General features: G+C 64.8%; 11 protein-coding genes and 1 pseudogene. 10 read left to right on the plus strand and 2 right to left on the minus strand.

Annotated elements, in window-relative coordinates; genetic code table 11:
• Positions 1–28: 28 nt before the first annotated feature.
• Complete coding sequence (locus OKW35_RS27375; protein WP_018425335.1) at positions 29–1630, minus strand: DHA2 family efflux MFS transporter permease subunit; 1602 nt, start codon at positions 1628–1630, stop codon at positions 29–31.
• A gap of 293 nt (positions 1631–1923) precedes the next feature.
• Here OKW35_RS27375 and OKW35_RS27380 point away from each other — a divergent pair, with 293 nt between their 5' ends.
• From OKW35_RS27380 to OKW35_RS27405, 6 genes and pseudogenes are all read left to right on the plus strand, one after another.
• A complete protein-coding gene (locus OKW35_RS27380) occupies positions 1924–2586 on the plus strand; it encodes an alpha/beta hydrolase (RefSeq protein WP_429403015.1) in 663 nt (220 codons plus the stop codon).
• Between the two features lie 189 nt (positions 2587–2775).
• Positions 2776–3828, plus strand: coding sequence for a rod shape-determining protein (locus OKW35_RS27385; protein WP_184031269.1), 1053 nt, complete (start codon positions 2776–2778; stop codon positions 3826–3828).
• Between the two features lie 199 nt (positions 3829–4027).
• Complete coding sequence (locus OKW35_RS27390; protein WP_184059881.1) at positions 4028–4180, plus strand: hypothetical protein; 153 nt, start codon at positions 4028–4030, stop codon at positions 4178–4180.
• Between the two features lie 60 nt (positions 4181–4240).
• Positions 4241–4537 (plus strand): annotated as a pseudogene (locus tag OKW35_RS27395) (hypothetical protein); the annotation flags it as partial.
• A gap of 53 nt (positions 4538–4590) precedes the next feature.
• Positions 4591–4902, plus strand: a complete 312-nt coding sequence (locus OKW35_RS27400; RefSeq protein WP_429553657.1) for a hypothetical protein — start codon at positions 4591–4593, stop codon at positions 4900–4902.
• Positions 4903–5123: 221 nt separating this feature from the next.
• Positions 5124–5987 carry an alpha/beta fold hydrolase gene (locus tag OKW35_RS27405; RefSeq protein WP_429553658.1) on the plus strand — a complete coding sequence of 288 codons (864 nt, stop codon included), beginning with the start codon at positions 5124–5126 and terminating at the stop codon, positions 5985–5987.
• Between the two features lie 62 nt (positions 5988–6049).
• Here the strand turns inward: OKW35_RS27405 and OKW35_RS27410 are convergent, their stop codons facing one another.
• Positions 6050–6451, minus strand: a complete 402-nt coding sequence (locus OKW35_RS27410) for a hypothetical protein (RefSeq protein ID WP_184059890.1) — start codon at positions 6449–6451, stop codon at positions 6050–6052.
• 381 nt (positions 6452–6832) lie between these two features.
• Between OKW35_RS27410 and gltA the strand changes: the two genes are divergently transcribed.
• The 4 genes from gltA to OKW35_RS27430 all read left to right on the plus strand — a co-directional run bounded on the left by gltA (position 6833) and on the right by OKW35_RS27430 (position 12096).
• Complete coding sequence (gltA, locus tag OKW35_RS27415; protein WP_184059892.1) at positions 6833–8131, plus strand: citrate synthase; 1299 nt, start codon at positions 6833–6835, stop codon at positions 8129–8131.
• Between the two features lie 329 nt (positions 8132–8460).
• Entirely contained in the window at positions 8461–10740 is a 2280-nt protein-coding gene (locus tag OKW35_RS27420) for an amylo-alpha-1,6-glucosidase (protein WP_090810509.1), read from the plus strand.
• The gene (locus tag OKW35_RS27425) at positions 10737–11363 is read left to right on the plus strand and encodes a DUF429 domain-containing protein (protein WP_429553659.1); all 627 of its coding nucleotides are present in this window, start codon (positions 10737–10739) and stop codon (positions 11361–11363) included. Before OKW35_RS27420 ends, OKW35_RS27425 begins: the two co-directional genes overlap by 4 nt.
• A gap of 61 nt (positions 11364–11424) precedes the next feature.
• On the plus strand, positions 11425–12096 hold the full coding sequence (locus tag OKW35_RS27430; RefSeq protein ID WP_184059896.1) for a hypothetical protein: 672 nt from the start codon (positions 11425–11427) through the stop codon (positions 12094–12096).
• Positions 12097–12110: the final 14 nt, after the last annotated feature.

The raw sequence follows: 12110 nt of genomic DNA on the forward strand, positions 1-12110 counted from the left end.
GTCGCCGTCGCGCGAAAACGAATCTGCCTCAATGGGCGCCGGCCGCATCCGGTCCACCTCCGCCCTTGGCCGGCCGCGTGATCCAGATCAGCGGAATGATCAGCACGAAGATGATCGCCGACACAAAGAAGACGTCGTTCAGGCCCATCATCGCGGCCTGCGTGTTCACGGTGAAATCGAACAGCGCATTCGCCGATTGTGGATTCAGATGCAGCACCGACTGCGTGTTGTCGATCTGCTGCGCGAACAACGGGTTGTCGACCGACGCCTGCTCGGTGAGCCGCACATGATGCAGTATCGTGCGGTTGTTCCACGCGGTACCCGCGATCGACGTGCCCACCGCGCCGCAGAACACCCGCACGAAATTCGACAGCCCCGCCGCCGCCGGAATCCGGCTCTGCGGCTGGCCGGACAGGATGATCGCCGTCAGCGGCACGAAGAACAGCGCCATCGGAATGCCTTGCAGCAGCGTCGGCAGCACGAGGTGCCACGTGTCGATCTCGATCACGTACTTCGAGCGCATATAGAACACGATCGCGAAGCCGACGAACGCGACCGTCGAGATCACGCGCGCGTCCGAGTGCGGCAGCACGCGGCCGAGTATCGGCGCAAGAATGATCGCGAAGATGCCGAGCGGTGCGGTGACGAGGCCGGCGTCGATCGAACGGTAGTTCAGGTACTCCTGCATCCATTGCGGCAGCAGCACGAGATTGCCGAAAAATACCCCGTAGGCGATCGAAATCGCGATCGTGCCGCCGAGAAAATTGCGCTGCTGAAAGAGCCGCAGATCCACGATCGGGTGCTCCTCGGTCAGCTCCCATACGAGGAAAAACGCAAAGCTGATCAGCGCGACGAGGCCGAGAATCGCGATCACCGGCGACGAGAACCAGTCGAGATCCTTGCCCTTGTCGAGCATGATCTGCAGCGACGCGACCCACGTGATCAGCAGGCCGAGGCCGACCACGTCGATCGGCGGCTTGCGCGTCGGCGATTCGCGGGTGCGGTAGATCATCCACGTGACGCCGGCCGCGAACAGGCCGACCGGGATGTTGATGTAGAAGATCCACGACCAGCTGTAACTGTCGGTGATCCAGCCGCCTAGCGCCGGGCCCGCGATCGGGCCGACGGTGGCGGTCATCGCCCACAGCGCGAGCGCGGTCGACGACTTCTCCTTCGGATACGAGCCGAGCAGGATCGCCTGCGACAACGGAATCAGCGGCCCGGCCACCGCGCCCTGGAATACCCGCGCGAGCAGCAGGATCGGCAGCGTCGGCGCGATGCCGCACAGCCATGACGCGAGCGTGAAGGACAGGATCGCGCCGACGAACAGCTTCACCTGGCCGATGCGCTGCGTGAGCCAGCCGGTCAGCGGAATCGCCACCGCGTTGGAGGCCGCGAACACGGTGATCACCCACGTGCCTTCGTCGACCGAGACGCCGAGGTTGCCGGAAATGGTCGGAATCGCGACGTTCGCGATCGAGGTGTCGAGCACGTTCATGAACGTGGCGAGCGCGACGGCGATCGTCGCGAGAACCAGCCGGCCGCCTTCGAGAGGCGCGGGCGGTGACGGTGGCGCGGGTGGCTGAGGCGGCGGCGACGCGGAATCAGGCGCGGCGTTGGGCTGGCTCAAAAGGCGTTCTCCGGAGGTTTTGCGGCGGACGGCGCGAACGGCGTGAGGACGGACGGCGAGGGCGCGCGATTCGCAATGCATGGTCGGCGCAGGATGCCGTGGACCGTGCACCGCGGCGGCGGGTCCGTCGATGCGCAAAAGCATACCCGCAATCGCCGGCCGGCGCCGGCCACGGCAGCAGCCGATGCGGCGCCCGACGGCGCGAACGCGGCACGCGGCGTATGCTCGCGGCTGAGGTTGCGTCAGCAAAGGCCGAAACGTACACCCAATCCCACGGAAAAAAGGACCCCACCATGAGCTGGCAACAATTCGAACACGGCTGGCGGCGCGCGCCGCAAAACGCGCCCGCGACGAGCCTCGTCGTGCTGATGCACGGCGTCGGCAGCAACGCGCGCGATCTGATGCCGCTCGCCGACATCTGGAGCGAGGAGCTGCCCGGCACGGCGTTCGTGTCGCTCGACGGCACCGATCCGTTCGACGGCGGCTTCGGCGGCCGCCAGTGGTTCAGCCTGCGCGACGTCGGCGCGGCGAACCGCGAGGCGCGCGTCGCCGCCGCCTATCCGGCGCTGCGCCGCGTGCTCGACGCCGAGCTCGCGCATTGGCAGCTGTCTTTCGATCGGCTTGCGCTGGTCGGCTTCTCGCAAGGTTCGATCATGGCGCTGCATCACGTCGCGTCGAGCGTTGAGGGCGCGGCCGGCGTCGTCGCGTATTCGGGGCGGCTCGCCTCGCCGATCGTGTCGTCGAACCGCGCGACGCCGCTCACGCTCGTCCACGGCGAGAACGACGAGGTGATCCCGGTGCGCGAACTCGAATCCGCGGCCGACGCTTTCAACTCCGCCGGCTATGCGGTCGACGCCTACGTGCTGCCCGGCGTCGGCCACACGATCACCGCCGACGGCGTCGCGCTCGGCCGTGACGCGCTGGAACGCGCACTGGGCGAGCTGTCGCGCGATTGACACAAACCCACTAGAAAGTGGCCCTAAAGATTCTGACGGGCTTGCCGTCATACGGGCAATAGCTTGAAAATCACCCCCGCCGTGCGGGAAGCGCAACGCCCAGCGGTGCGTGTCGCGCGGCTTCGGGGTACCGGGGGCGCATTTCCAGACCGCCTTGGACGGCGCATAACGACACATCAGAGCCTGCATATGGCCAGACCGACGCCGCATTACCCGCTCTTTGAGCGACTGTTCCGCCACGCCGTGGCGGTGGATCTCGGCACGGCCAACACCCTTATCTATACCGACGACGGCGGCATCGTGCTGAACCAGCCGTCCGTCGTGTGCTTCGAGACGCAGCCCGCGAGCGGGTCGAAGCGGATCGCCGCGATCGGCGCCGAGGCGCGCCAGCTGCTCGGCCGCGTGCCGCGCAATCTCGAAGCGGTGCGGCCGATGCGCCACGGCGTCATCGCCAATTTCTCCGCCGCCGAACACATGATCAAGCAATTCGTCGACATGGCGCGGCCGCGCTCGCTCTTCAGCCGGCGCGCGGCATTCACGCTGTGCGTGCCGGCCTCCGCGACCCACGTCGAGCGCCGCGCGATCCGCGAAGCGGCCGAGGCGGCTGGCGCGTGGAAGGTCAGCCTGATCGGCGAATCGCTCGCGTCGGCGCTCGGCGCGGGCCTGCCGGTGGGCGATCCGACCGGCTCGATGGTGGTCGACATCGGCGGCGGCACCACCGAGGTCGGCGTGATTGCGCTGGGCGGCACCGCGTATAGTGGCTCGGTGCGCGTCGGCGGCGACAATTTCGACGCGGCGATCATCGGCTACGTGCGCAATCTGTATGGCGTGCTGCTCGGCGAGCAGACCGCCGAGCACGTCAAGAGAGCCATCGGCTCGGCCGTGCACGACGTGCCGCTCGAGCAGATGAACGCAACCGGCCGCAGCGTCGACGATGGGCTACCGCGCACGGTGCAGTTGAGCAACCGCGATATTTCGGAGGCGATCGAAGGGCCGCTGAGCCAGGTGATCGGCGCGGTGAAGCGCGGGCTCGAATTGGCTCCCGCTGAACTCGTGACGGACATCGCGCACAAGGGCATCGTGCTGACCGGTGGCGGCGCGCTGCTGCGCAATCTGGGGCGGCGTTTGAGCCGGGAAATCGGCCTCGACGTGCACGTCGCCGACGAACCGCTGACCTGCGCGGTGCGCGGCGCGGGCGCGGCGGCCGCGGCGGGGTGGGTGGACGAAGCCGGGGACGCGTGAGCGGTGGATAAGGGCTTCACTACAGCTCGGCAAAAACCCGGCATTCGGTGGCAGGGTAACCGGGCTGCTGCTCACCCTTGGCAAGGCGGGCTGCAAATGGACGCTGCGCTTTACCGGCCCTGTGACGGGCAAGCGACGCGATGCGGGCCCGGCGTGTCTCCCGAGGTCTCTATTGCGGACGCACGTGAAGGCGCTTGCGATGGGCCGTTCGATCGACGCTGGCAAACACTCAATTAACGAACGCGACCGCGAACAGGAAGCGGCCAGCGTTGCCGCCGCAGCGCTCCCGTTTCAGAATGCCGCGCACGCGCTTCCCAGTGAACTGAGACCCTCCGACGCGGACAAATATTGACACTTCGTTGACCGAAGCGGAATCCAAAAATCATCCATCGCCCATTCCATACCCCTGTGGATGCCTGCTAGCGTAGCAGCCCTAACAACTACAGAGGACACCGGAACGTCGTATCAACAGGATTCGGACGGCGTGCGGGTGGTGCTCAGTGCGCCGCAACTGGCGGCAGTGCTCTCCCGCCAGTCGATCAGCCCCACGGAGATGCTTTCCAACCGGCTATGGGGCGGTTTGCAGGTGGTCGGCGGGGTGCTGGAAATGGTCGGGGCGGCGGCTCTGTGTGTGCTGCCGGAACCGACGATGGCCAGCAAGGCCGCGTGTGTCGTGTTCGGCGTGCACGGATCAGATACGGCGTCGGCTCACAGCGTATCTTGAGCTTTGATGCCAAAATTTTTGACCGGCAGGAGAAGTTAATGAAAGTAATTGTGAGCCACCACATCGACTGCAGTGACCGCGATGAAAATGGAATGTATGAATATTATTACGAGTACGATATCTATGAATTTGTCGAGGGAAATGTCAGTTATATAGTCAGGGCCTATGTGGACGAACCAGGCGACGCACACTTCTTAAAGATGAAAGGAGACGGCGACCAGGATTGGCGAATAATGATGGAGCCAGACAAAGATGAGCCTCTGTTTAAAGAGGTCGTCGAACATCTAAAAAATATCGGGAAACCCAATATACGGTGCTTTATGGGGCGCGCCGGTTATGTTGATCTTTAAGAAACGGCCTGACTGATGAAGTTCTCTCCAGGCGAGTAATATCCTTGTCGCCACGCGTCAGTGGTTTGATGAAGACGCCTGCCCGACGCGTCGCTGACGCTTATGTGACAATACGCATCGCGTCCCATTTTCAGGGACACCGGTACGCTCATTTCCCAATGCCTGTAGCCAGCCGGCTCCGCCCGCATTCCCGCGCCGATGCCGCTGTCCGTCGATCACCCGTGAATCAATCCGTTTCCGCTTCGTCGCTGTCGTCATCGCCATCCTTCATCGGACTACGCAGCGGTTTGCGCGTGCCTTACGTCGAGGCCGGCGACGGCGACTTGCTGCTGTTCGTGCACGGTTCGTTGTGCGACTACCGCTACTGGCAGCCGCAACTGGCCGGCCTGTCGAAGCGCTATCGCTGCGTCGCGGTCAGTCTCACGCATTACTGGCCAGTGACCGATAGCGCGCGGGTGGACCTGCCGTTCAGTTGGAGCAGCCACGCCGATGAAGTGGCGGAGTTCATCGCGCGTTTCGGCGCGGGGCCCGCGCATGTGGTCGGGCATTCGCGCGGCGGCTGCGTCGCCTATCATTTCGCGCGACGCCATCCCGAACACGTGCGCACGCTGACGCTCGCCGATCCGGGCGGCCCGCTGCAGATCGCCGGACGTCCACCCGCGAGCGTGCCGGAGACGGTCAACGCATTGCGCGCGAAAGCGGCTCGGTTGATCGAAAGCGGCGAGGTCGAAGCAGGCTTGCAACTGTTCGTCGATTCGGTGAGCCGCCCCGGCTTCTGGGCGATGAGCACCCCGGGTTTTCGCCGCATGGCGACGGACAACGCGCACACGCTCGCGCGGCAATTCCGCGATCCGCTGCCCGCCTACATGCCCGAGGACGCGGCCGATCTGCGCTGCCCGGCCCTGCTGATCGACGGCGAGAAGAGTCCCGACATGTTCCACCGCACGGTGACGGCGTTGCAGGGATGGTTGCCCGATGCGCGCCGCGAAACGGTACGCGGTGCGTCGCATGGCATGAACCTCGCGCACCCGTCCGCGTTCAATCGTTACGTGGATGATTTCATTCAGGCGATGAGCGCGCGCTGAGCAAGTGAAGCGAAGACCAAGGGCGATCGGCCGGCGCGCGCCGCCGATCGCCCGTTACTGCATCAGGCCTTGCGATGCGCGTCCTTGTCGAGCGCGCGTTCGGCCGCCTCGCCGACGAGCCCGTGATAGTACAGATGTACGCCGATCGCGAGCGAGTCGTTGCGGATTTCGTGGAACACCCTCCACGCCTTCACCGGGTCCTTGAACAGTAGATAGTGCGCTTCCTGCGCGATCAGATCCGCGACTTCATGCAGGCCGTGTCCATGCAGCACGTCGACGAGCGTGTCGAGACTGCGATGCGTGCGCGCGTCGGTGCGCGGATAGAGCATGTGCAGCACCGCGACGTCCTGCGTCTTCAGCGCCGCCGACAACGCGACGACGATATCCTGATGATTCAGCGCGGTGACCGTGTGGTCTTCGGTATGGACGTGATCCGGAAACAGCGTTTCGAGAGAGACATTCATTTGTATTCGTCCTGCTTTTCTGTGTGATCAAAAAAACCCGCTTCGAATCGCGGGCCGCAAGCATCAATGCACGGACTGAGTATCGCAGATGGATCCCGCCCGACGCAGTGTGCTGGCAGCAAAACATTGTTGCGGCTGGTGTTCCGACTTTCGTGCAACTTTCAACGGCATCGCGATGCACCCGCCGCGTGCCGACAACGAATGTTGCGCCCAAGGAGATGGACTGTTGCGATCAATCGACGCAATCAACGACACGCCGACCCGTAGAATGCGCAGCGGAGCCTGAGCATGCCCGTCTTCGGGAGCGCCGATGTCGCGCCTCGCCGTACGAACGCGATGCATGCCGGCGCGAGTGCGGTATCAAGCAAAAGGAAGACGTACATGAACTCGAAGTCACACGCAACGCTGAGCTTTTCCGACAGCGACCAGACCATCGATCTGCCGATCTATCAGGGCTCGCTGGGCCCCGACGTCATCGACATCCGCAAGCTGTACGGCCAGACCGGCAAATTCACGTACGACCCGGGTTTCATGTCGACGGCGGCGTGCAACTCCGAAATCACATATATCGACGGCGACAAGGGCGAACTGCTCTACCGCGGCTACCCGATCGACAACCTCGCGCAGAACGCCGACTTCCTCGAAACCTGCTACCTGCTGCTGAAGGGCGAACTGCCGAATGCCCAGCAGAAAGCCGAGTTCGAGAACACCGTCACGCAGCACACGATGGTGCACGAGCAGATGCACTTCTTTTTCCGCGGCTTCCGTCGCGACGCGCACCCGATGGCGATTCTGGTTGCGGCGGTCGGCGCGCTGTCGGCGTTCTATCACGACTCGCTCGACATCACGAACCAGCAGCATCGCGACGTATCGGCGATCCGCATGATCGCGAAGCTGCCCACGCTGGTCGCGATGGCGTACAAGTACAGCGTCGGTCAACCGTTCGTGTATCCGAAGAACGACCTGTCGTACAGCGCGAACTTCATGCGCATGATGTTCTCGAATCCGGCCGAGGAGTACGAGGTCAATGACGTGCTGGTGCGCGCGCTCGACCGCATTCTGATCCTGCACGCGGACCACGAGCAGAACGCGTCGACGTCGACCGTGCGGCTCGCCGGTTCGTCGGGGGCGAATCCGTTCGCGTGTATCGCGGCCGGTATCGCGTGTCTGTGGGGCCCGGCGCACGGCGGCGCGAACGAAGCCGCGCTGAACATGCTGGAAGAGATCGGCTCGGTCGACAACATTCCCGACTTCATCGCGAAGGTGAAGGACAAGAACTCGGGCGTGAAGCTGATGGGCTTCGGCCACCGCGTGTACAAGAACTACGATCCGCGCGCGAAGCTGATGCGCGAAACCTGCCACGAAGTGCTCGAAGAGCTGGGCCTGCACGACGACCCGCTGTTCAAGCTCGCGATGGCGCTGGAAAAGATCGCGCTCGAAGACGAATATTTCGTGTCGCGCAAGCTGTACCCGAACGTCGACTTCTACTCGGGCATCGTGCAGCGCGCGCTGGGCATTCCGACGTCGATGTTCACGTGTATCTTCGCAATGGCACGCACGGTCGGCTGGATCGCGCAGTGGAACGAAATGATCGCCGATCCCGAGCAGAAGATCGGCCGTCCGCGTCAGCTGTTCATCGGCGAGACGCTGCGCGAGGCGAAGCCGGTCGCGAAGCGGTAACAGGCCGGATAGACGCCCGACAACGCGTTCAACGACGGTCGCCAACCCACGGCTCACGAGGCCGTGGGTTTTTTTACGTTCCGCGCATCCTGCCGCCTGCACGTCCCGTGCCACCGGAAACGCCGTCAAAAAACGGCGCAAAAAGCCGAAACTCCGAGGCGATAAGCTCGTCTCACGCGGAAAGAGCCTCTACAATCGGATGGGCCGGCCCACCGGGGGGCCGGCCCACCGGGCTCGGGTGACGGGGCAACCGGGCAATCCGGCGGCCGATCCGAGGCGAGACCCGAAGTGCAACCAAACGCAGCAGCGAATCCATAGGAGCGACCTTGATACAGCAGCCAGAAGCCCTCGGCGGGCTGACCCACTCCGGCGGCGTCGATCATCGCGAGCCCGAGCAGGACGGCGTTTTCATCCCGACGGAAAACCTTAACGTCGCGAGCGTTACGCAGCACGTGCTCAAGTCGGGCGACACCTTCGTCGTCAACGATCCGCTCGGCGATATCACCGGCCACGACGATGGCCTGTTCGTCAACGATACGCGCGTGATGTCGCAACTGCGGCTGACCTTCGGCGGCCGCGCGCCGTCGCTGCTGTCGGGCAGCGTCAGCAGCGACAACACCAGTTTCACCGCGCATCTGACCAACCGCCCGCTGCCGCCGCTCGGCGGCGACAGCACGCCCGAAGGCGTGATCCACGTCGAGCGTGTGCGCGTGCTGTCGGGCACCGTGCTCAACGAGGCGATCGAGCTCACGAACTACGGCACGCACGATGCGACCGTGCCGCTGTCGATTTCGTTTTCCAGCGATTTCCGCGACATGTTCGAAGTGCGCGGCCTGAAGCGCGACAAACAGGGTCGCGTGCAGCCCGCGCGCATCGAGAATCAGGAGGTGCTGCTCGGCTACATCGGTCTCGACGACGTAGCGCGCAACGTGCGGATCGCGTTCTCGCCGCAGCCGGACAAGCTGTTCGCCGACCGCGCCGACTACACCGTCAAGCTGCCCGCGCAGGCATGCGTGTCGATCTATCTGTCGATAGCGGTGCATGTCGTGCCGATGACCGGCAAGCCCGGCGCCGACGTGTCGCAGCCGATGCATGCGTTGAGCGAAGCGCATCTCTCGCAGATCGATGCGGAGCGCCCGCGCGTCGGCCGCACGGCGGTACGCGCGGCAATGGTGGATGCGCACCTGGTGATGCGCGAGCGACGCAACGCGAGCGCGCGCGTGCGTTCGAGCAATCCGCTGTTCAACGCGTGGATCGACCGCTCGTTCGCCGACCTCGGCCTGCTGACGACAGATCTCGCGACCGGCCCGTACCCGTACGCGGGCATCCCATGGTTTTCGACCCCGTTCGGCCGCGACGCGGTGATCACGTCGCTGCAGACGCTGTGGCTGCAACCGCATCTCGCAGCCGGCGTGCTGCGTTTTCTCGCCGAGCATCAGGCGCGCGAGAACTCGCCGTTTCGCGACGCCGCGCCGGGCAAGATCATGCACGAGATGCGCAAGGGCGAAATGGCCGCGGCCGGCGAAGTGCCGTTCGCGCTGTACTACGGCGGTGTCGACACCACGCCGCTGTTCATCGTGCTGGCCGGCGCCTACGCGGCCCGCACCGGCGACGTCGGCTTGATCGACGAACTATGGCCGGCGCTCGAACGCGCGGCGCAGTGGGTCGCGGGCGTGTGCGACAAAAACCGGCACGGGCTGCTCGATTACCAGCGCGAATCGGATGGCGGCCTCGCGAACCAGGGCTGGAAAGACAGTCACGATTCGGTGTTCCATGCGGACGGGCGCTTCCCTGACGGCCCGATCGCGCTCGTCGAAGTGCAGGCCTATGCGAGCGCCGCGTTCGACACGATGGCTCACTACGCGAAGTTGCGCGGCCTGCGCGACGCGGCCGCGCAATACGCGGAGCGCGCGAAGAAGATCCGCCGCTGCGTCGAAGAAAAGTACTGGATGGACGAGGTCGGCTTTTACGGCATCGCGCTCGACGGTCATGGCGAGTTGTGTCGCGTGATGGCATCGAACGCGGGGCATCTGCTGGCGTTCGGCCTGCCCACGCGCGAGCGCGGCGAGGCGGTGGTGCGGGCGCTCGACTCGACGCTGTTCCACACCGGCTGGGGCGTGCGCACGCTGGCCGCGAGCCAGGCGCGCTTCAATCCGATGGCATATCACAACGGCTCGGTCTGGCCGCACGACAACGCGCTGTGCGCGCGAGGGCTGTCACGCTATGGCGGCAAGGCGTCGGCCGTGAAGCTGCTGCAGGCGCTGTTCCAGGCCGCGGTCAATTTCGACATGCGCTTGCCCGAGCTGTTTTGCGGCTTCCCGCGACGCCGCGGCGAGCCGCCCACGGCCTATCCGGTCGCGTGTTTGCCGCAGGCATGGGCGGCGGGCTCGCCGTTCATGATGCTCGAGGCGTGTCTGGGCATCACGATCGACGCCGAGCGCCGCGAAGTGCTGATCGAACAGCCGATGCTGCCCGAAGGTATCGACTGGCTCGAGGTCAGCGATCTGCGGGTCGGGGATGCGTCGGTGTCGATCACGTTCCGCCGGATCGGCGAGAAGGTGGTGGCGTCGGCGGAGCAGGGCGATGTGAGGGTGGTGGCGCTGCTTTGACGCCGACCACGGTAGCGGGCATCGATGTTGGCGGCGACCGGAAGGGAAACCATCTGGTCGTCCTGCGCGGCACCGAGATCGTGAGCCATCTCGGCAACGCGACCCCCGAACAGATGCTCGAACGGTGTCGCGCACTCGAGGTGGCGGCGGTCGGCATCGATGCGCCGTGTCGTTGGCGAACAGGCGCCGCGGGACGACTAGCCGAGAAGGCGCTCGCGCGGCAGCGAATCTTTTCGTTTGCGACACCGGCTCGCGAAACGGCGATCGCCAGCAAAAGCGGCTTCTATGGATGGATGTTCAACGGCGAGCGCGTCTACGACGCATTCGTCGCGCACTTTCCGCTTTTCAGCGGCGGCGAAAAAATCAATGGTCGCGTGTGCTTCGAGACATTCCCCCACGCGATCACGTGCGCTTTCCTCGGGACGGACGTCGCATCCGCGAAGCAAAAGGGTCCGCAGCGCCGGGCAATCCTCGAACGGGAAGGTATCGCAACAGCGTCGCTGACTTCGATCGACGACGTCGACGCGGCGCTATGCGCGTTGGCGGCACGTTATCTGCTGGAAGGCAGAGTCGAAACATACGGTGACGAGCCAGGCGGATTCATAGTGGTGCCTGGACTTTGACACTCACATTCTGGGAGGACGGGTGCACCTGGCACGACGATTCGGAGTATTGCTGCTATCCATGGCGGCGTTGGGTTCGACCGCGGCATCGGCGAACGACATTCAGTGTGCAACCTCGCAGCAACCCGCTGAGCGCGTCATTTGCGATCACGCGATCCTGAACAACGAGTACGACGACATCTTCGCGCAGCAACAGGCTCTTCTGAGCAGCGGGAAACTCTCGTCCGCGCAACTGGCGAAGTGGCGGCAGGCGCGAAACGCCTGTATCGATGTGCACTGCGTGGATGGCGTGTTCGCGCAGTGGAAGGCGATGGCCCGGTCCGTCGACGTCGCTCCTCAGGCGGCCGCGCCTCAGCCGGCCGCGCCTGTCATGACGGCCTCGGAAACGGCGATGGCACCTGTCGGTCCCAATCCCGAAGCGCCTCCAGCCGTATCCGCATCTGATGCATCTCAGGTGTCCCAGGCCTCGCCGACGTCGGAGGCTTCTCTGGTGCGTCAAGGGAGTGCCGCTGGTGTGGCGCTTCCGCAGCCCGTCGCGGCGGAGGCTTCCGCGCCCGTGGCTGCCTCGGCGGCGCCCAGCCAGAGCGAATCTCGTGGCATGACCGGCATGAGCGACATCAGTGGCGGCCTGATCGTGGTTCTGCTCGTCGCGCTCGGAGCCGGTGTGTTCTTCGCGCTTCGGAACCGAAGCAGAGCGACCGCAAAGAAGACGCAAGGCAAGAACGGGCGATGAGGTGATGCCAACGC

Origin of the sequence: Paraburkholderia sp. MM5477-R1 (genome assembly GCF_050436385.1) — a bacterium.
In the GTDB taxonomy this organism is placed as follows: Bacteria; Pseudomonadota; Gammaproteobacteria; order Burkholderiales; family Burkholderiaceae; genus Paraburkholderia; species Paraburkholderia tuberum.

Bases quoted from the DNA above. Each gene is read 5' to 3' on its own strand.
- OKW35_RS27385 (WP_184031269.1), top strand. From the start codon at position 2,776: ATGGCCAGACCGACGCCGCATTACCCGCTCTTTGAGCGACTGTTCCGC.
- OKW35_RS27410 (WP_184059890.1), bottom strand. From the start codon at position 6,451: ATGAATGTCTCTCTCGAAACGCTGTTTCCGGATCACGTCCATACCGAA.
- OKW35_RS27430 (WP_184059896.1), top strand. From the start codon at position 11,425: ATGGCGGCGTTGGGTTCGACCGCGGCATCGGCGAACGACATTCAGTGT.
- gltA (WP_184059892.1), top strand. From the start codon at position 6,833: ATGAACTCGAAGTCACACGCAACGCTGAGCTTTTCCGACAGCGACCAG.
- OKW35_RS27390 (WP_184059881.1), top strand. From the start codon at position 4,028: ATGGGCCGTTCGATCGACGCTGGCAAACACTCAATTAACGAACGCGAC.
- OKW35_RS27400 (WP_429553657.1), top strand. From the start codon at position 4,591: ATGAAAGTAATTGTGAGCCACCACATCGACTGCAGTGACCGCGATGAA.
- OKW35_RS27380 (WP_429403015.1), top strand. From the start codon at position 1,924: ATGAGCTGGCAACAATTCGAACACGGCTGGCGGCGCGCGCCGCAAAAC.